The sequence below is a fragment of the Mycobacterium sp. NGS68 genome (assembly GCF_059812195.1).
Genome location: NZ_JCALCE010000001.1, coordinates 49,008 through 69,519, shown reverse-complemented (window position 1 = coordinate 69,519; position 20,512 = coordinate 49,008). Strand labels below are relative to the sequence as shown.

Annotated in this window: 9 protein-coding genes; 5 read left to right on the top strand and 4 right to left on the bottom strand. The window is 68.5% G+C overall.

The window, feature by feature from the left end; all coding sequences use genetic code 11:
* The first annotated feature begins 87 nt into the window (after positions 1-87).
* The 5 genes from fadD32 to AC5Y5V_RS00300 all read left to right on the top strand — a co-directional run bounded on the left by fadD32 (position 88) and on the right by AC5Y5V_RS00300 (position 10,876).
* A complete protein-coding gene (gene fadD32, locus AC5Y5V_RS00320; protein WP_499930452.1) occupies positions 88-1,977 on the top strand; it encodes a long-chain-fatty-acid--AMP ligase FadD32 in 1,890 nt (629 codons plus the stop codon).
* Between the two features lie 71 nt (positions 1,978-2,048).
* On the top strand, positions 2,049-7,355 hold the full coding sequence (gene pks13, locus AC5Y5V_RS00315) for a polyketide synthase Pks13 (protein ID WP_499931078.1): 5,307 nt from the start codon (positions 2,049-2,051) through the stop codon (positions 7,353-7,355).
* A 7-nt stretch (positions 7,356-7,362) separates the two neighbouring features.
* Positions 7,363-8,925 carry an acyl-CoA carboxylase subunit beta gene (locus tag AC5Y5V_RS00310; RefSeq protein ID WP_499930451.1) on the top strand — a complete coding sequence of 521 codons (1,563 nt, stop codon included), beginning with the start codon at positions 7,363-7,365 and terminating at the stop codon, positions 8,923-8,925.
* A 207-nt stretch (positions 8,926-9,132) separates the two neighbouring features.
* Positions 9,133-9,645, top strand: coding sequence for a DUF3887 domain-containing protein (locus AC5Y5V_RS00305; RefSeq protein WP_499930450.1), 513 nt, complete (start codon positions 9,133-9,135; stop codon positions 9,643-9,645).
* A 61-nt stretch (positions 9,646-9,706) separates the two neighbouring features.
* Positions 9,707-10,876 carry a hypothetical protein gene (locus AC5Y5V_RS00300; RefSeq protein WP_499930448.1) on the top strand — a complete coding sequence of 390 codons (1,170 nt, stop codon included), beginning with the start codon at positions 9,707-9,709 and terminating at the stop codon, positions 10,874-10,876.
* Between the two features lie 83 nt (positions 10,877-10,959).
* On the opposite strand, the gene AC5Y5V_RS00295 is transcribed toward AC5Y5V_RS00300, so the two are convergent.
* The 4 genes from AC5Y5V_RS00295 to AC5Y5V_RS00280 form a co-directional block, all read right to left on the bottom strand.
* The gene (locus AC5Y5V_RS00295) at positions 10,960-12,735 is read right to left on the bottom strand and encodes an acyl-CoA dehydrogenase family protein (RefSeq protein ID WP_499930447.1); all 1,776 of its coding nucleotides are present in this window, start codon (positions 12,733-12,735) and stop codon (positions 10,960-10,962) included.
* Between the two features lie 36 nt (positions 12,736-12,771).
* The gene (locus AC5Y5V_RS00290; RefSeq protein WP_499930446.1) at positions 12,772-13,257 is read right to left on the bottom strand and encodes a hypothetical protein; all 486 of its coding nucleotides are present in this window, start codon (positions 13,255-13,257) and stop codon (positions 12,772-12,774) included.
* Between the two features lie 550 nt (positions 13,258-13,807).
* Positions 13,808-17,002 (bottom strand): arabinosyltransferase EmbB, encoded by a 3,195-nt coding sequence (gene embB / locus AC5Y5V_RS00285; protein ID WP_499930444.1) that lies wholly within the window; start codon positions 17,000-17,002, stop codon positions 13,808-13,810.
* Positions 16,999-20,328: an arabinosyltransferase domain-containing protein gene (locus tag AC5Y5V_RS00280; protein WP_499930443.1), complete on the bottom strand. Its 3,330-nt coding sequence runs from the start codon at positions 20,326-20,328 to the stop codon at positions 16,999-17,001. The genes embB and AC5Y5V_RS00280 overlap by 4 nt, the downstream gene beginning before the upstream one ends.
* Between the last annotated feature and the right edge of the window lie 184 nt (positions 20,329-20,512).

The window sequence follows — 20,512 nt, the reverse complement described above, 5'->3', positions numbered from 1 at the left end:
GCGCGTGCAGAGGCGAATGTCGGCACCGCCGACCACAAGCGAAATGTCGGCGAGGCCGACCGGAAGAAGACGACAGGAGACGGCGGCATGGCGTACCACAACCCGTTCATCGCGAACGGGAAGATCCGGTTCCCGGATAACACCAACCTGGTAAAGCATGTCGAACGCTGGGCCAAGGTCCGCGGCAACAAGCTGGCCTACCGGTTCCTCGACTACTCCACCGAGCGTGATGGCGTCGAACGCGACATCTCCTGGTCCGAGTTCAGCGCGCGCAACCGCGCAGTCGGAGCGCGTCTGCAGCAGGTGACGCAGCCGGGCGATCGCATCGCCATCCTGTGCCCGCAGAACCTGGACTATCTGGTCTCTTTCTTCGGCGCGCTGTACTCCGGACGGATCGCGGTGCCGCTGTTCGACCCGGCCGAGCCGGGTCACGTCGGCCGGTTGCATGCGGTGCTCGACGACTGCACGCCGTCGACGATTCTGACCACCACCGAGTCCGCCGAGGGTGTCCGTAAATTCATCCGCGCCCGCGCGGCCAAGGAACGCCCCCGCGTCATCGCCGTCGACGCGGTGCCCACCGAGGTTGCCGCCACCTGGCAGGAGCCGGTGGCAGACGAGACCACCACCGCGTACCTGCAGTACACCTCTGGTTCCACGCGGACGCCCACGGGCGTGCAGATCACCCATCTGAACCTGCCCACCAATGTGCTGCAGACGCTGGTTGCCCTGGAGGGCGTCGAGGGTGACCGCGGCCTCAGCTGGCTTCCGTTCTTCCACGACATGGGCCTGATCACGGCGCTGTGTGCCCCGGTGCTCGGCCAAAGCTTCACGTTCATGACGCCCGCCGCATTCGTGCGCCGGCCCGGCCGCTGGATCCGTGAGCTCGCGCGGAAGCCTGGAGAGACGGGCGGGGTATTCTCGGCCGCTCCGAACTTCGCTTTCGAGCATGCCGCCACGCGGGGGGTGCCTCGCGATGACGAGCCACCACTTGACCTGAGCAACGTCAGGGGAATTCTCAACGGCAGCGAGCCGGTGTCGCCCGCGTCGATGCGCAAGTTCTACGACGCCTTCAAGCCCTACGGTTTGAAGGACACCGCGGTCAAGCCGTCTTATGGTCTGGCCGAGGCGACACTGTTCGTCTCGACCACCCCGAGCAACGAGGCGCCCAGGGTGATCCACGTCGACCGGGGTGAGCTGAACAACCAGCGCTTCGTCGAGGTTGCGCCCGACGCGCCGAACGCCGTCGCGCAGGTGTCCGCCGGCAAGGTCGGCATCGACGAATGGGCGGTGATCGTCGATGCGGAGTCGGCCAGCGAGCTGCCGGACGGGCAGATCGGTGAGATCTGGCTACACGGCCAGAACCTGGGTGTGGGCTACTGGAACAAGGAAGAAGAGACCGCCCAGATTTTCAAGAACATCCTCAAGTCGCGCGTCAGCGAATCACATGCCGAGGGAGCTCCCGACGACGCGATGTGGGTGCGCACCGGCGACTACGGCACGTACCACAAGGGACACCTCTATATTGCGGGCCGGGTGAAGGACCTGGTTATCATCGACGGCCGCAATCACTACCCGCAGGACCTGGAGTACACCGCGCAGGAATCGAGCAAAGCGTTGCGCGTCGGCTATGTGGCCGCCTTCTCGGTGCCCGCGAACGAGTTGCCCCAGAAGGTGTTTGACGACCCGCACGCCGGCCTGAAGTTCGACCGGGAGGACACCTCTGAGCAGTTGGTGATCGTCGGGGAACGGGCCGCCGGTACGCACAAGCTCGACTACCAGCCCATCGCCGACGAAATCCGGGCCGCCATCGCCGTCGCGCACGGGGTGACCGTGCGCGACGTGCTGCTGGTGTCCGCCGGCACCATTCCGCGGACTTCCAGCGGCAAGATCGGACGTCGCGCATGCCGTACGGCCTACCTTGACGGCAGCCTGCGCAGCGGCGTCGCATCCCCGACGGTCTTCGCGACCGAATCCTGAGTTAGGTACCCATGTCTGAGAACTCTGAGCTAGACGACGTCAAGGAGAACCCGCCCGCCAACAAGACCGATATGACGGTCGCCGAGATGCGGCAGTGGCTGCGTGAATGGGTCGGCAGGGCCGTCGGCAAGTCACCGGACTCGATCGACGAGTCGGTGCCGATGGTGGAGCTGGGGCTGGCCTCGCGGGACGCGGTCGCGATGGCTGCCGACATCGAGGACCTCACCGGCGTCACGCTGTCGGTCGCGGTGGCGTTCCAGCACCCGACCATCGAGTCGCTGGCCACCCGGATCATCGAGGGCGAGCCGGAGCGGCCCCAGGATGAAGGTGCCGACGGCATCGATTGGACGCGCGCCGGTGCGGCCGAGCGCGTCGACATCGCGATCGTCGGCCTGGCCACCCGGCTGCCCGGGGACATGAACAGCCCGGAGGAGACCTGGCAGGCGCTGCTGGAGGGCCGCGACGCCATCACCGATCCGCCCGAGGGTCGCTGGTCGGAATTCCTCGGCGAGCCGCGGGTGGCCGCCCGCGTCGCGAAGGCCCGCACCCGCGGCGGCTACCTGAAGGACATCAAGGGCTTCGACTCGGAGTTCTTCGCGGTCGCCAAGACCGAAGCCGACAACATCGACCCGCAGCAGCGGATGGCGCTGGAGCTGACCTGGGAGGCGCTCGAGCACGCCCGCATCCCGGCGTCGAGCCTGCGCGGCAAGCCCGTCGGCGTGTACGTCGGCAGCTCCACCAACGACTACAGCTTCCTGGCTGTGTCCGACCCGTCGGTCACGCACCCCTACGCGATCACGGGTACGGCCAGCTCGATCATCGCGAACCGGGTCTCGTACTTCTACGACTTCCGCGGACCGTCGGTCACCATCGACACCGCGTGCTCGAGTTCGCTGGTGGCGATGCACCAGGGCGTGCAGGCGCTGCGCAACGGCGAGGCCGACGTCGTGGTCGCCGGCGGCGTCAACGCCCTGGTCACCCCGATGGTGACGCTGGGCTTCGACGAGATCGGCGCGGTGCTCTCACCCGACGGCCGGATCAAGTCATTCTCTGCCGACGCCGACGGCTACATCCGTTCCGAGGGCGCTGGCATGTTCGTGCTCAAGCGGGTCGACGACGCCCGCCGCGACGGCGACCAGATCCTGGCCGTCATCGCCGGTAGCGCGGTCAATCACGACGGCCGGTCCAACGGCCTGATCGCCCCCAATCAGGACGCCCAGGCCGAGGTGCTGCGCCGGGCGTACAAGGACGCCGGCATCGATCCGCGCAACGTCGACTACATCGAGGCGCACGGCACCGGGACCATCCTCGGTGACCCGATCGAGGCCGAGGCGCTGGGCCGCGTCGTCGGCCGGGGCCGTCCCGCGGACCGGCCGGCGCTGCTGGGCGCGGTCAAGACCAACGTCGGACACCTGGAGTCCGCGGCCGGCGCGGCCAGCATGGCCAAGGTGGTACTGGCCCTGCAGCACGACAAGCTGCCGCCGTCCATCAACTTCTCCGCACCCAGCCCCTACATCGACTTCGACGCGATGCGCCTGAAGGTGATCGAGCAGGCCACCGACTGGCCCCGCTACGGCGGCTACGCGTTGGCCGGCGTGTCCAGCTTCGGCTTCGGCGGCGCTAACGCGCACATGGTGGTCCGCGAGGTGCTGCCGCGCGACGTGATCGAGCGTGAGCCGGACGTTGCCGACACGCCCGTGAAGGCCGCGGAGGGCAAGGAGACGGCCGACGAGCAGGCGCCGGAGGCGCACGCGCTGAATTTCGACGACTTCGGCAACATCATCGGCGACGACGCCGCGGCCGTCGCCGAGCCCGAGTACGAGCTGCCCGGCGTCACCGAGGAGGCGCTGCGGCTCAAGCAGCTCGCCCTGGAAGAGCTTGCGGCGCAGCAGGTTACCGACGGCGTTCCGGCCCCGCTGATCCCGCTCGTGGTGTCGGCGTTCCTGACGTCGCGCAAGAAGGCCGCCGCCGCCGAACTGGCGGACTGGATGGAAAGCCCGGAGGGCCAGGCGGCGTCGCTGGAGTCGATCGGTCGGTCGCTGTCGCGGCGCAACCACGGCCGCTCGCGCGCCGTCGTGCTGGCCCACGACCACGAGGAGGCCGTCAAGGGCCTGCGCGCGGTCGCCGAGGGCAAGCAGCGGCCGAACGTGTTCAGCGTCGACGGGCCGGTGACCAACGGCCCGGTGTGGACCATGGCCGGGTTCGGCGCGCAGCACCGCAAGATGGGCAAGCGCCTGTACCTGCGCAACGAGATCTTCGCCGAGTGGATCGAGAAGGTCGACGCGCTGATCCAGGACGAGCGGGGCTACTCGGTGCTCGAGCTGATCCTCGACGACTCGCACGACTACGGCATCGAGACCAGCAACGTCACCATCTTCGCGATCCAGATCGCACTGGGCGAGTTGCTCAAGCATCACGGCGCCAAGCCCGCCGCGGTGATCGGGCAGTCGCTGGGTGAGCCCGCGTCGGCCTACTTCGCCGGCGGGCTGTCGCTGCCGGACGCCACCCGCGTCATCTGCTCGCGCTCGCACCTGATGGGCGAGGGCGAGGCGATGCTGTTCGGCGAGTACATCCGGTTCATGGCGATCGTCGAGTACTCCGCCGACGAGCTGAAGACCGTCTTCGCTGACTTCCCCGACCTGGAGGTGTGCGTCTATGCCGCACCCAGCCAGACCGTCATCGGCGGTCCGCCCGAGCAGATCGACGCGATCGTCGCCCGCGCGGAATCCGAGGGCAAGTTCGCCCGCAAACTGCAGACCAAGGGCGCGGGCCATACCTCGCAGATGGACCCGCTGCTCGGCGAGTTCTCCGCGGAACTGCAGGGCATCAAGCCGCGCACCCCGGAGGTCGGGATCTTCTCGACCGTGCACGAGGGCAGCTTCGTCAAGCCCGGCGGCGACCCGATCCACGACGTGGACTACTGGATCAAGGGCATGCGGCACTCGGTGTACTTCACCCACGGCGTCCGCAACGCCGTGGACAGCGGGTACACCACATTCCTCGAGCTCGCGCCCAACCCGGTGGCGCTGATGCAGGTGGGTCTGACGACGGCGTCGGCCGGGCTGCACGACGCGCAACTGATCGCGACGCTGGCCCGCAAGCAGGACGAGGTCGAGTCCATGGTCTCGACCATGGCGCAGCTGTACGTGTACGGCCATGACCTGGACGTGCGGACACTGTTCACCCGGGCCAAGGGACCCGAGGATTACGCCAACATCCCGCCGACGCGGTTCAAGCGCAAGGAGCACTGGCTCGAAGCGCAGTTCGGCGGTGGCGGGTCGGTGCTGATGCCGGGTGCGCATGTCGCGCTGCCGGACGGTCGGCACGTGTGGGAGTACGCGCCCCGGGATCAGACGGATCTCGCCGCGCTGGTCCGGACGGCCGCCTCGGCGGTGTTGCCGGACGCCCAGCTGACGGCCGCCGAGCAGCGCGCCGTGCCCGGCCTGGGTGCCGCGTTGGTGACGACGCTGACCCGCCACCCCGGCGGCGCGTCGGTCCAGGTGCACGCGCGGATCGACGAGTCGTTCACGCTGGTGTACGACGCGCTGGTGGCCCGAGGCGGTGCCGAGGTGGCATTGCCGACGGCGGTCGGCGTCGGGACGATCGCGGCTGGGGTCGCTTCGGGGCCCCCGTCCGGCTCTTTGGTTCAGGCACCCGGTGAGGACCCGCGGACGGCGGCGATCAGCGCCGGCGAGGACATCGAGTCCGAAACGCTCGGGGACAGCTTGACCACCCGCTACATGCCGGCCGGTTTCACCAAGTGGTCGCCGGAGTCGGGCGAGACCATCGCCGAGCGCCTGGGCACGATCGTCGCGGCGGCCATGGGCTACGAGCCCGAGGACCTGCCGTGGGAGGTGCCCCTGATCGAGCTCGGTCTGGATTCGCTGATGGCAGTGCGGATCAAGAACCGTGTCGAGTACGACTTCGACCTGCCGCCGATCCAGTTGACCGCGGTGCGCGACGCGAACCTCTACAACGTCGAGAAGCTGATCGAGTACGCGATCGAGCACCGCGACGAGGTGGACGCGCTGCACGAGCACCAGAAGACGCAGACGGCCGAGGACATCGCGCGGGCGCAGGCGGAGATGCTCAGCGGCGCGACGCCGGCGACCGTGACGGCGCCGGCGCCGGATCCGCAGGCCGAGCCCGAGACCCCGGCGGCACCTGAGCCGCCGTCGTCGGACGCGCCCGTCCCGCCGCCCCCGACAGACCCGTCGGGCCCGTCGGCTAACGGCGAGAAGCCTGATCTGAAGGGGGCCGCCGAGGCGCTCAACCAGGAGGCGGTGGCCAAGGCGCTGAACTCCGACGTGCCGCCGCGCGACGCGGCCGAGCGGGTCACGTTCGCCACCTGGGCGATCGTCACCGGTAAGTCGCCGGGCGGCATCTTCAACCCGCTGCCCAAGCTGGACCAGGCCAGCGCCGAGAAGATGGCGCAACGGCTCTCCGAACGCGCAGAGGGACCGATTACCGCCGAGGACGTGTCGTCGTCGCAGAACATCGAGGCGCTGGCCGAGAAGGTGCGCGCCTACCTGGAGGCCGGCGTCGTCGACGGCTTCGTGCGGACGCTGCGGGCGCGCCCCGAAGGTTCGAGCAAGCCGCCGGTGTTCGTGTTCCATCCGGCCGGCGGGTCGACGGTGGTCTACGAGCCGCTGCTCAACCGACTGCCCGCCGACACCCCGATGTTCGGGCTGGAGCGCGTCGAGGGGTCGATCGAGGAGCGGGCCGCGCAGTACGTGCCGAAGCTGATCGAGATGCAGGGCGACGGGCCGTACATCCTGGCCGGCTGGTCGCTGGGCGGGGTGCTGGCCTACGCCTGCGCTATCGGGCTCAAGCAGCTGGGCAAGGACGTTCGTTGGGTCGGGCTGATCGACGCGGTGCGCGCGGGTGAGGAGATCCCGCAGACCAAGGAGGAGATCCGCAAGCGCTGGGACCGATACGCCCGATTCGCCGAGAAGACGTTCAACGTCACCATTCCGGCGATCCCGTACGAGCAGCTCGAGGAGCTCGACGACGAGGGCCAGGTCCGGTTCGTGCTGGACGCCGTCAGCCAGAGCGGCGTGCAGATCCCGGCCGGGATCATCGAGCACCAGCGCACGTCGTACCTGGACAACCGGGCCATCGACACCGCCGAGATCCAGCCGTACGACGGCCATGTGACCCTCTACATGGCCGATCGCTACCATGACGACGCGATCATGTTCGAGCCTCGCTACGCCGTCCGCCAACCGGACGGGGGCTGGGGTGAGTACGTCGCCGACCTCGAGGTCGTGCCGATCGGTGGCGAGCACATCCAGGCCATCGACGAGCCGATCATCGCCAAGGTGGGCGAACACATGAGCCGCGCGCTGGACAACATTGGGACCGAACAGGTTAGGTAGGCAACTCGTGACGGAGCCAGCTCTGCATTCCACAGCCGAAAAGCTGGCCGAGCTGCGTGCTCGCCTGGAGCTGGCCAAGGAACCGGGCGGTGAGAAGGCTGCCGCCAAGCGCGACAAGAAGGGCATCCCCAGCGCCCGCGCTCGCGTGCACGCGCTGGTCGATCCGGGCAGCTTCCTCGAGATCGGGGCGCTGTGCAAGACGCCCGGCGATCCCAACGCGCTGTACGGGGACGGGTGCGTCACCGGGCACGGGATGATCGACGGCCGTCCGGTCGGGGTGTTCTCCCACGACCAGACGGTGTTCCAGGGCACGGTCGGCGAAATGTTCGGCCGCAAGGTGGCGCGGCTGATGGAGTGGTGCGCGATGGTCGGCTGCCCGATCATCGGCATCCAGGACTCCGGCGGTGCCCGGATCCAGGACGCGGTCACCTCGCTGGCCTGGTATGCCGAGCTGGGCCGCCGCCACGAGGCGCTGTCCGGGTTGGTCCCGCAGATCTCGCTCATCTTCGGCAAATGCGCCGGGGGAGCGGTCTATTCGCCGATCCAGGATGACCTTCTGGTCTCGGTCCGCGACCAGGGGTACTTCTTCGTCACCGGGCCGGACGTCATCCGGGAAGTCACCGGCGAGGACGTCACCCTCGACGAGCTCGGCGGGTCCGACGCGCAGGCGCGCTACGGCAACATCCACCAGGTGGTGGACTCCGAGGCCGAGGCGTTCCAGTACGTGCGCGACTTCCTGTCGTTCCTGCCGTCGAATTGCTTCGACAAGGCGCCCGTGATCAACCCGGGTCTGGAGCCGGAGATCACGCCGACCGACCTGGAGCTCGACACGCTCATCCCGGACTCCGACAACGCCGCCTACGACATGCACGAGATCCTGCTGCGGATCTTCGACGACGGCGACTTCCTCGACGTCGCCGCGCAGGCCGGCCCGGCGATCATCACCGGGTATGCCCGGGTCGACGGGCGTCCGGTCGGCGTGGTCGCCAACCAGCCCATGTATCTGGCCGGGTCGATCGACAACGAAGCCTCCGACAAGGCGGCGCGGTTCATCCGATTCTGCGACGCGTTCGACATCCCGCTGGTGTTCGTGGTGGACACGCCCGGATTCCTGCCGGGGGCCGAGCAGGAGAAGAACGGCATCATCAAGCGCGGCGGCCGGTTCCTCTACGCCGTCGTGGAGGCCGATGTGCCCAAGGTGACGATCACGATCCGCAAGTCCTACGGCGGCGCCTACGCCGTGATGGGGTCGCGGCAGTTGACCGCCGACTTCAACTACGCCTGGCCCACCGCTCGTATTGCGGTGATCGGCGCCGAGGGTGCAGCGCAGCTGCTGGTGAAGCGCTTCCCCGATCCGAACGCGCCTGAAGTGCAGCAGATCAAGAAGGACTTCATCGAGGGTTACAACCTCAACATGGCGATCCCGTGGACCGCCGCCGAGCGCGGGTTCATCGACGCGGTCATCGACCCGCACCAGACGCGGTTGCTGCTGCGCAAGTCGATGCACCTGCTGCGGGACAAGCAGCTGTGGTTCCGCGTCGGCCGCAAGCACGGCCTGATCCCAGTCTAGGTTTTCCCGCGAGCAGACGCGAAAGCCCCTCGAAATGAGGGGCTTTTGCGTCTGCTCGCCAGCACTGGCGCCAGCCCGGAGCGCGGTCTCGACGGCCCACGAATGACGTAACGGACTACTCGTGCGCGCGCGAACCGAAGGGCTGATTATGTGTATCAGGTGTGAGTTGCCCGTGCACCGGCGGTGGCATCGACAATAGGAGGTTTCGTGAACGCCAACCGTACGAATCTGATCACCGTGATACGCGGCGCAGCTGCAGGAATGTGTATTGCCGCGACGTGCCTGCTCCTCGCTGCGTGCGGATCGGACACCAAGAGTGGCCAGACCTCCACGTCCAGCGGCGCGTCGCCGTCGGCGGCCGCCGCCTCGACGACGACGGCAGCGGCCCCAGCCGATGACAAGCAGCTCGCGCTGCAGATGTTCGACGCCATCGTGCGTGGCGACTACACCACCCCGACAACACATTTCGACAACGCGCTGAAACAACGGCTCTCTGCGCAGCAGCTGGGCGCCGCTTGGGCAAGCTATCAGCAGACCCTCGGCGCGTACCAATCACATGGCGACCCTGAGGTGGTTCCGCATGGGGATACCACGGTCGTGAACATCCCGCTGAAGATGCAGCATGGGCCCGGCCAGTTTCGCGTCAGGTTCAACAACAGCGACGGCAAGACGGCGGGCCTGTGGTTCCTCAGGCCCGACGTTCCTATCCCGAGCTCCTAACCCCTTTGCGCCTGCTCGCGTAGGAACTGGGCCCCAGTAAGGTCGGCCAGGTGTTCTGCAATTGTCCGACTCGCAATTGGTGCGGCTCGACAGACGACTGAGCGCGGGACCGCGATACGAAACCTGGAGCGCTTCTCTCCACACCGGAACTGGCATCGCCTCTCTCGCCGGCGGCCAGGCCGTCCTCGTCAAGGTTCCCGCCGTTGCTGCGGCCGGGCAGTCACTGTTCTCCATTCGGCAGCGCATCCAGGTTGGCTCGGAGGCCTTCACCGATGGCATGACCTCGCCGTGCCGTCCGAATGTCGACACCCTGGGCGACCTACTCGAACTCGAGCACCAAAGGATCGTCGCGACCGCTGGGGCTTGGAACCACCACAGCATGGGTGTGGGGCGATTGATGCGCGAGTTCGACTGGGAGACAGCCGATTCACGCGAGTGGCTACGTGTGTTGGTGATGCCGTGGCACGACGGTCGCACGTTGGACAGGTTGGAAGCGGACGAGCGCGTCACCGCGTTCGAGTGCATGCTGCCCGCGCTGTGGACAGCACTGTGCGCGGCGCCGCATGGCGACCTCAACGAATCCAACCTGATCATTGCGCGTGACGGCACGCGCTTCCATCTCATCGATCCGGGCGTACAAAAACAATTGCACTGGAAGACGAGTTCTTCACACGCGGGCGGCCCCGACCAGCTGCGCAGCGCCGTGTTCATCACCAGTGGGCGCAATTATCCGATCTTGCCGCCGCCCTATCCCGATGACACGGCATTTGCCGCAGAGCTCCCGGTTTTTCGCGGTCCGGAAATCACACCGGGACTGCAGGCTGAACTCGCGACGGTGATCAACGTCTTGGATTGGACCGGCCAAGTTAGCTTTGCGAGCCTGCGGCAGGTCCCGGGCCCGCCACGCCCGGCGGCCGCCGACCTGTTGGCGATCGGAATCATCTACTACCGCATGCTGACCGGCCGGGAAGCTTTCCTCGGGCCGGGCTCGATGTTGGACCAACCGGCATGGCTGGGAACACATCCACACGGAATGCTCGGTCGAGGTGGATTACGCTCCGGGGATATCCTTGCCGCCTACCAGCGCGTTCAGCAGGCGCTGCCGCGCCGGATCGACGAACTGATGTCCGATCATCGGATCTCGGCGGCCAAGGGGCCGCTCCTGCGCGCACTACTCGATGGCGAAGTCGGCTCCATCGAGCACCTGCAGGAGTTGCTGCCCCGGTGGTAGCACCCGCGAACAGTCCCCCACGCGGGTGGTGCCCCCCGCAAAAGCCTTTGGCACGAAATGAGGGCCTCTCGCGTCTGCTCGCGCTAACTTAGCGCCCCGGAGACCAGCTCGTCGAAGCGCTCCAAGGCCTCGTCGGACTCGGCGTCGATGGCGCGCAGCGGCCCGCGATCGGCCAGATACCGCTGCGCGTACAGCCGCGCGACGAGCGCCTTGCGCTCACCACCGCCCGCCGCGCGCTCCCACGCGGCCTGCTCGGTCAGCAGCGCGGCGGCATACACGTCGCCCATGAACGTCGTCAGCGGGAACAGCCGCGCCTCGGCGAGCGGCCCCTCGAGCTTGGCCCATGCGGTCACCGCGGCGTCCAGATCTTCGATGCGCTCGGCGACCAACCGCGTGGTCTGGTCATCGTCGGACACCGAGACCGCGTCGCGCAGGCGCGCCAGCAGCGTCTCGTGCGCCTGCGAGCGTTCCATGCCGCGACGCACGTCCAGGCACAGGATGTTATCCGGTCCCTCCCAGATGGTGTTCACCTGCGCGTCCCGCAAAAGCCTTGCCACGGGCCAGGTTTCGATGTAGCCGTTGCCGCCGTGGATCTCGATTGCGTCCGAGGCGGCGGTGATCCCGAGCCGCGCAACCCTGAGCTTGGTGACCGGCACGGCGATGCGCTGACGCAGGCCGCGGGGCTGGCGATGGTTGACGGCTCCGGTCCCGTCGAACACCATCGCCTGCGCGGCTTCGACGTCGACGATCATCTCCGCCAGCTTGCGCCGCATCAGGGGCTTGTCGATCAGGGCACCGCCGAAAGCCCGCCGCTGCCGCGCGTAGCACAGCGACTCCACCAGCGCCCGGCGCGCATTGGCCAGCGCGAACAACGCGATGCCCAGCCGCGCCGCGTTGGTCAGCTCCATCATGCGGCCCAGGCCCTTGCCGTCGGACGCGCCGCCGGCTTGCGCGTCGGACGGTTCCCCGGACAGCAGAAACGCCTCGGCGTCGACGAACTCGACTTCGCCCGAGGCCACCGACCGGGTGCCCAGCTTGTCCTTCAGGCGCCGCACCCGCACGCCGTTGCGCGAGCCGTCCCGCCGCGTGCGCAACACCAGGAAGTTGGCGACACCGCGGCTCGAGTCCGGCGCCCCCTCGGGTTTGGCCATCACGACGAAGGCCTCGCCCGCGCAGTTGGACGCGAACCATTTGAAGCCGTTGAGCAGCCAGGAATCTCCGCGTCGGGTGGCCGTGGTCTCCAGCGCGCCCAGGTCCGAGCCGCCGGTACGTTCGGTGAGCAGCTGTGCGGTCTCGCCCGCCCATTCGCCGGAGTCGAACTTGGCCAGGACGTGTTCGCGAACGTCGGCCGGCGCGTACGCCGCCACCAGCGACTGCACCATCCCTCCGCCGGTGCCCAGCGCGCAGCCCATCCCGATGTCGGCCTGATTCAGCAGATAGTTGGACGCGAACATCGGCAGCGACGAGCTGAAGCCGGCCCCCCGGGCCGCCTGACGCAGCTCGCGCTGCGCGTCCAGCACCGCCCGTTTGGACGCCGTGAACGACGCGGGCATGACGACCCGGCTGACGTCGTGCCCCCAGCGGTCGTAGCGTTCCAGCCTCGGCGGATTACGGTCGGTCTCTTCGGCCCAGCGCGCCACCGGCCCGCCCATCAGCTCACCGATGCTGATCAGCCGCGGCTCGACGACGGCCAGCTCCTCGGGCCGCAGGTAATACGACAGGATGAATTGCAGGCTCGGATCCGTGCGATACCAATTGAGGCCTACGGCTCCGCAATAGCTGTCCGTTCGATAGCGCTGCGCCTTTTCGGGTGTGGAAAAGGGCAGCCGGTCCACGGCCTCGACGTCGTACTCGCTCATGCCGCGACGGTATACCCGCCGCGGCGCGTCAGGTGCTTAAGCGGGCACGACGAATTCGGTGGTGTAGTACTCGGCCGGATCCTGCGAATGCGCGCTCGGCCGCTCGACGACTACCCACACACCCGTCGAACCGGGCCGGAGGTCGTCGTGCAGACGAACCCGTCCGGTGCCGGCCGCGTCGGTCACCATGGTGGTAAAGACCGTGCCGGACGCCCCGGGGCCGCAACCCGCCGACGCGGGCCGCGGTTCCTCGATGATGCCGACGCTGAACGTGGTGCCCGGTTGCGGGGAGTCCGACAGGTACACGTCCGCGGTCGCCGCGGTGCCCGTCGTGTGAACGACGACCTGCCCGGTGCCCAGCGCGGGCTCCTGCCCCAGGGGTGGATTACGCACCAGGCTGAAATCGCAATTCCGCAGAGTCGCATCCAAGACCACGGTCGTGGTGCCGACGGCACCCGGGTTGGCCGACGCGGCACCGATGCCCGCCGATAACGATGCGGTGGCCAGAGAAATTGACGCCACCGAAATTACCATTGTTGTACTTGCGCGCATTTGTCCCACCATGTTTGCCCGTTGATAGATAAACCCGACCCCGTGGCCCGTGTATTGACCGCATTCGCGAACCTAAAACCTGGTCCGGAAGAAATTCTTTGAATTCAATTTCTTTAGTTAGCGCAAGGAATTCAATTCCGAAGATAGGCGGTCAGCGCGTTTCCGGTCGCGAGTGCACCAAAAGCGTTGGGGAGCAAAAGAATCCTGGATGATCTCGGCAGGCGGCGCGCAAGCGTCGTGCCCAACGACAACGGCCCGATGTCGAAGTCGATTCCCTGCAAGGGCGGCGCGAACGCGCGTTGCCGTCGTCAAGCACGCTGAGCTTGGATTGCAGGTAGTCCGAGTCGGGCGGTAGGAGCGGCTGCGCGGGAAAGCGGCCGCCGGGCCGCATGAACACCCGTAAGCCACCAAGCGGATCAACGCATTCGGGACTTTGCCGCGGAGCAACGCGAGTGTCGGGTTAAGGCACGCTTGACCGAAGAAAGCGTGCCTCAATTCGGCACTCGCGCCCGTCGACAACCTATGGCTTGATGCGGATCTTCCCCGGCGACCACAACCCGCTGCGAGTCGCGGTGCCCAGGTCCAGCTGCGCGGGCCGCGCGTCCACCAGCGTCTCGAATTGCCGCAGCGAACCCCAGTCACGGCCCCAGTCGCGGGACAGGTACGTCGACATGACGTGCGCGCGCAGCAGCAGGTCGGTGATGCCGAGCAGGCCGCCGTTCACGCCGTCCTGCCAGGTGTCGGTATCCATCTTCTTGGCCGAATAGTCGGGCGTGATGCGGAACTTCGGGATCTCGGTGACGCCGTTGACGTGCAGCATCGGCTGCTGGCACGGGAAAGCCAGCCCCACGGCCCAGTCCATCAGCACCGGCTGCGACGACCCGACGTACTCCTGCAGCGACCGCAGCTCCGGCACCCGGGGCGGGGTCACCGCGATCCACTCCTCGGGCGTCAGCGACAGGTCCTCGACCACCAGCCGGACCGCGATCGCGTCGGCGGGGATGTCGGACCGGGCGAAGCGCAGGTTGCGCCACAACTTGTACTGCTCGCCGTACAGGTCGTAGGGCGCCAGCCGCCGCCCCGACGGCACCGGGTCATCGCCGGCGCCGCGCAGTCCGTACTCCAGCGCCACGGTCTGCCCGTCGGTGTGACCGTGCAGCACGCTGTTGCCGGCGATCTTGCCCGCGGCGGTCACCACCACCAGCGGATGCCCGGCGTCCGGCCGCGGCAGCAGATACCAGGCCGAGGTCAGCTTGCTCTGCTGCTGCGCGCCCGTGGTGTAGCTGCCGGCCACGGGAACCTTGTCGGGGTGCAGGCCGTAGGGCAGCGGCACCACCGATCCGTTGAGGCCCGGCGTCTTCAGCTTGGTCGGCGCGTCCCAGTCGTAGTCGGTGCCCGGCTGATTGGGGGTGATCCGCAGCGCCTCGGCGACGGTGTGTTCCGGCACGCCGTTGGGCGTGAAGCCGACGGGGTCGACGCCGAACAGGGGCCCCAGCGGGCCGTACCCGCGCGGCCAGGCCGCCATGAACCCCACGTTGCTGTCGGGCTCGACGAGCACGTCGTCGGCCAGCCCGCAGCCGCCGGTGAAGGCCCGCACGTTGGACCAGCCGTTGGAGTAGGTGGGGTATTGGCGCACGATGCCGGCCACCATCGACGCGACAAACACCAGCGCCATGAATCCGGCCGCGATCGGGATCGGCGCCACCGTCAGCGCCCGGGCGAGCCGGCCCTCGCCGTGCCCACGCGACGCGAAGTGCAGCCACGTCGCATACACCGCCGCGATGGCGAACAGCAGGAAAAAGATTGTGCTGACGGTCATTCCGCCGATTTTCGGCATCGTGCTGTTGAACGGCACCCCGTAGCTCGAGACGTACCACCAGCCGTTGGTGGTGGCGAAGCACAGCGCCAGCACGAACATCAGCGCCGCCAGGAACGCCATCCGGTTGCGCGACCAGCGCAGCACCGCCGGCGATACCAGCACCGTCGTCAGCGCCGCCATGGCCGCGCCCACAGCGGCGAACAGCCCAAAGTGGTGCACCCACTTGGTCGGGGTGAACATCAGGAAGAACATCGTGCCGAATATGACGCCCATCAGCCGCCACGCCGGCCCGCGCGCCACGCCCCGAACGCGGTGCCGTCGCAACATGATGAACAACGAGGTGAACAGGCACAGGGCGGTGACGAAGAAGCCGAACCGGCGCGACAGCGACCCGTCGACCGTGGGCAGGAACAGGTAGTAGTAGCGCAGGTTCTCGGTGTACCAGGCCTGGCTGGGCCCGATCGCGGTGCGAATCCGGGTGGCTTCCAGCACCGTCGACAGCGTCTGGTCGGCGAACACCACGGTCAGGATGACCGTGCCCGCGGCCAGCATCGGCGCCAGCAGCGGCAACGTCCCGACCACGCGACGCCGACGCACCAGGATCCGCAGGATCGGCCGCCCGCCGGCGACCAGCGCGGCCACCGCGATCAGGCCGGTGGGTTGCACGCCCAGCGTGAAGGCCGCAGTGACGATCGCCAGCGCCGCGGGCGTCAGCCGGCTGTAGCGCATCGACCGCTCGATCAGCACGTAGGTGACCAGCGAGCCCAGCGCGATGATCGGCTCGGGCCGCAGGCCGTTGTTGAACGGCATCCACGCGGTCAGCAGGACCAGGCCCGCCGCCCAGCTGGCCGGCTTGCTGGCGGCCACCGCGGGGCCCAGCCGGGGCAGCACCTCACGCGACAGCAGCAGCCAGCACACCAGGCCGGCGAGCAGGTCCGGCACCCGCATCCACAGGCTCTGGTCGCTGACGTGGGTCATCAGCGCCAGCAGGTTGTAGTACCAGCCGAACGGGTCCTCGGGGCTGCCGAACCAGCGGAAGTAGTTGGACATGTAGCCGGCGCGGTCCGCGACGCGGGCCATGCCCAGGATGTAGCCGTCGTCCGACGAGTTAGCCCCGATCACCCACCACAGCAGGAACCCGAAGATCACCACCGCGTCGGCCAGGGTGAACGTGCGCCAGTTGGCCGGAATGAGTCGGCGCATCCGGTGCCCGTCCAGGCGGTCGAGGCGCCACAGCGCGAGCAGCGCGACGACGGTCGCCACGATCGCGCCCACGATCGCCAGCAGCTTGAGCGTGGTCGGCGTCGTCGAGAACCGGGTGTCGATGGTCGCCGAGAACCGCAGCCCCTCCGGCGCGGGCCTGTTCAGGTCGGTGAACAGGCCGACGATCTGCGGCCGCAGGTTCGGGTCGGGGTAACCGCCGCGCTTGGGCTTCCCGTCGGGCTCCTTGAGCCCGACGAACGTGGCGTAGGTCCCGTTCGTCGTCGACGTGATCTCGATGCGCTGACAGTCCTGGCCGGCCACCTGCTCGCGCGGCACGGACACGATCACCACGTTGCGGTCGGTGACGTCCACCCGCTGCGCGTTGACGACGACGAACAGGGCGTTGAGGTTGGCGTCCTTGCCGTTCTTGGGCGCGGTGCCCAGCACCACGCCGCCGGTCGGCGGCATGTCGCGGACCACGCTGCACGGCACGGACGCGGTCACGTCCACCGGCGTCAGCGTGATCAGCGGCGCGGTGACGCTGTTCAGCTGGCCGTTCTGCGGCCAATTCAGCGTCGCGGTGGTCTGCACGACGGGCAGCAGCGGCGTGGCCACCGACAGCACGACGCCGAGCAGCCCCGCGATGATCGCCATCCAGCGCGTCACCTGCACGTCACGACCGGTATCGCTCATGGCAGCGCTCGAATCGGTCCTTGCCGGCGCCAGCCGGGCACTGTGATCACACCCTGCTCGACGGCGGCCGTCGGCGCCTGATCGGACGGCACCCACCGGTGGTACTGCTCGACCGATCCCCAGTCGCGGTACCAGTCACCGCGCAGGTAGGTCGAGATCGTCGACGTCCACAGCAGTCCCTGGGTGAACAGGAAAGGGCCGCCGGTCGCCCGGGCCTCCCACAGGTTCGACGACGCGGCCGTCTGCTTACGGTCAGGCAGGATGCGGTATTCCGGTAGCTCGGCGATCCCGAGATGTTCGGAGAACGGCCGCTGACACGGGAAGTTGGCGGCGGTCGCGATGTCCATCAGCACCGGAGTCTGCGACCCGACCAGCTGCTGCATGGTCTTGAGCACCGGCACCCGCGGCGGGGTGAACGCGAACCACTGCTCGGAGCTCAGGTTCGGGTCGTAGGCGACGATGCGCGCCACGTCCGCCTCCGGCGGCGCCCAGCTCAGCGGGAAGCGCAGGTTGCGCCACGCCGGCCACGGCCCGATGTCGATGGGGAACATCAGCCCCAGCGGCTTCGGCGGCCCGTCCGGACGGCTGGCGCCCCACTGCAGCCGCAGCGACTGCCCATAGACGAAGTTGCCGTCCTCCTTGTACGACCAGATGGCCCCGGCCGCCGAGACCACCACCAGCGGCCGATCCGGGGTGCGTGGCCCCAGCTGGTACCAGTCGGAGGTCGCGGTGGCGGCCAGCGAGTTCTCGCCGTAGCTGCCCATCACCGGCGTGGTGGCCGGGTTCAGGCCGAACGGCAGGAATGCATGCGAGCCGTTGACGCCCGGCGTCGTGACCTTGCCGCCCGCGGTGCCCGCGGAGTCGCTGTAGGCGGCGTTGGGCTTGTTGGGTGAGGCATCGGAGTTGACCAGCCCGGGCTTGCTGATCACCGGGTCGGACTGCAGGTCCTCGCCGACGCCGTCGGGCTTGAAGCCGACGGGGTCGGTGCCGCCGAGCGGTCCGTACGGCCCGTCCGGCTCGCCCGGGGCGGGCTGCAGCATTCCGGCGTTGGGATCGGGCTCGGTGAGCACGTCCTCGGCCATGGCGCAGCTGCTCAACCCTGAAGTAAGGGCCGCCACGTTGGCCTTGGCCGTGGTGTACAGCGGGTAGCGGAACGCGGCCGCCTTGGCCAGCGAGCCGGCCTCGCCGAGCACCATGATCACCGCCACCACCAGCAACGGGGTCGCGGCCAGGAACCGGTTGCGCCGGTTGTCCTTGACCTCGGTGTGCCCCGCGTAGTCCATCCGGAAGTGGTACCAGGCCGTCAGCAGCCCGGTGAGGATCGACAGGAACAGGAACATCGACGTCACCGGGTGGCTGGCGATGACGGGCTGGATGTCGTACCACGGCACCCCGTAGTTGCCGACGTAGAACCAGCCGTTGATGCCCGAGGTGGCCCACGCCAGCACGAACAGCAGCGCCGTGACGTACAGCGTCAGGTTGCGTCGGCTGTGCAGGCCGATCCGCGCAAAGGTGAACGCGGCAGCCGCCCCCAGCGCACCCGCCAACCCCGCGAACGCGCCGAACTGGATGGCCCACTTCGTCGGCGTGAACGTCAAGAGCAGCAGCCCGACGGCCGTCGTGCCGATCAGCCGCCAGGCCGGTCCGCTCGCCAGCCCCGCCACGCTGCCGCGGCGCAGCAGGACGAACAGCATCCCGAACATGCACAGCAGCAGCACGAGCACGGCGAAGCGCCGCGCCATCGACCCGTCGGCGTTGCTCTCGACGGTGAGGAAGTAGTACCGCAGGAAGTCCTGGTACCAGGCGATCGTCGGGCCGACCGTGTACTTGATGCGGGCCGACTCGGCCACCGTGGCCAGCGTCTGCGACCGGAACACCACGACGGTGATCAGCGACAACGACGCCGCGAGCACCGCCAGCGGCGCCAGCAGGCCGTCGGTCGCGCGGCGTCGACGGATGGTCGCGGCGATGGCCCGGGCGCCCGTCAGCAGCGCGGCCAGCGCGATCAGGCCCTGCGGCGCCAGCGTCGCCGTGAGCATCGCGACGATGATGGCCCCCGCGGCGGGCACCAGCCGGCTCAGCGCGATCGAGCGTTCCACCAGGATCCAGGTGGCCAGCACGCCCAGCGCGATCAGCGGCTCGGGCCGCAGCCCGTTGTTGAAGGGGATCCACGCGGCCACGAACACCGCGCCCGCGGTGTAGACCGCCGCCCGGTTGGACGCCAGGCCGCCTTTGCCCGGCCCCAGCCGGCGCAGCACGAACCGGCTGATCAGCAGCCAGCAGGTGATGCCGGCCAGCAGCGCGGGCAGCCGCATCCAGACGCCGGCGGTGCTCACCGACGCCATCCGCGCCAGCACCGAGTCGTACCAGTCGAAGGGCGCCTCGGTGGTGCCGAAGAAGCGGTAGTAATTGGGGACGTAGCCGGCCTGCGGGGCGACGCGGGCGATGGTCAGGTTGTAGCCGTCGTCGGACGAGGTGGCGCCGATGACGTGCCAGCCCACCAGCGTCGCGACCACGCCGGCGTCGGCGATCCACGTCGTGAGGCCGGCGCGCCACCAGTGGCCCCGCGGTGCGCGCGGGCGGTAGCGGGACAGCCACGCGATCGGGGAGCGCCAGTTGACCAGCGTGGTGCCGCGGCTGTGCCGGTCCAGGGTGGCCAGCGCCAGGATGGCCACGGCGACGGCCAGCGCACCCAGGACCATCGCGATCGTCTTCGTCGCGGTGGGCGCCAGGATGAAGCGGGTGTCGACGTCGACGCGGGCCGACAACCCCTGCTGCGCGGCGACCTTCAGATCGGTGAAGATCCCACCGACCTGCGGCTTCTTCTCGGGCGCCAGGACGCCCCGGGCCGCGGGAGACGGGATTCCGACGAAGTCCGCGCCGGTGGCGGTGGCGCTGGCCCAGATGTGCAGCCGGTCGCACGGGCCCGCGGATATGGCGGAACGTTGGGCCACCGCCGCCACGGTGTCGCGGAACGCAACGACGACGGTCTCCTTGTTGGCGCGCACGAACAGGCCGTACTTGCCGGTTTGGAACCCGTCTGGCGCAAGTGTGGAGAGCACCAGGCCGCCGTCCGCGGGCAGCGTCGCGATCACCGAGCAGGGGATCGAGACGTCCAGCGTGCGCGGCGCACCCGAAACCAGGGGAGCGGTGATCTGGGTGACGTGACCGTCCCTGGTGGCGCCCTGGGGCCACAGGATGGTCGAAGTGGTCTGCCGCACCGGAAGCAACGGAACCAACGCGCACAGCAGCAGTCCCGCGATGCCGGCGACGACGGCGATCAACCGGGGGACGCGCTGCGATCGCTCGATTCCGTCGGGGGGCACGAGGGTCGATCGTAAGCGACGCCGCTGGGTCCGTTGAGGATGCGGGGCGGAGCCCCAGCCGAGCTTTTCGGTTGCCGCGGCCGAAATGGGACGGCCGGCGCAGCGTGGATTGGTGCCGTAGATCCCTATTGTGGCCCCGATGCGGTCACAATAGGGATCTACGGCCAACGACTCGACCCCCGGG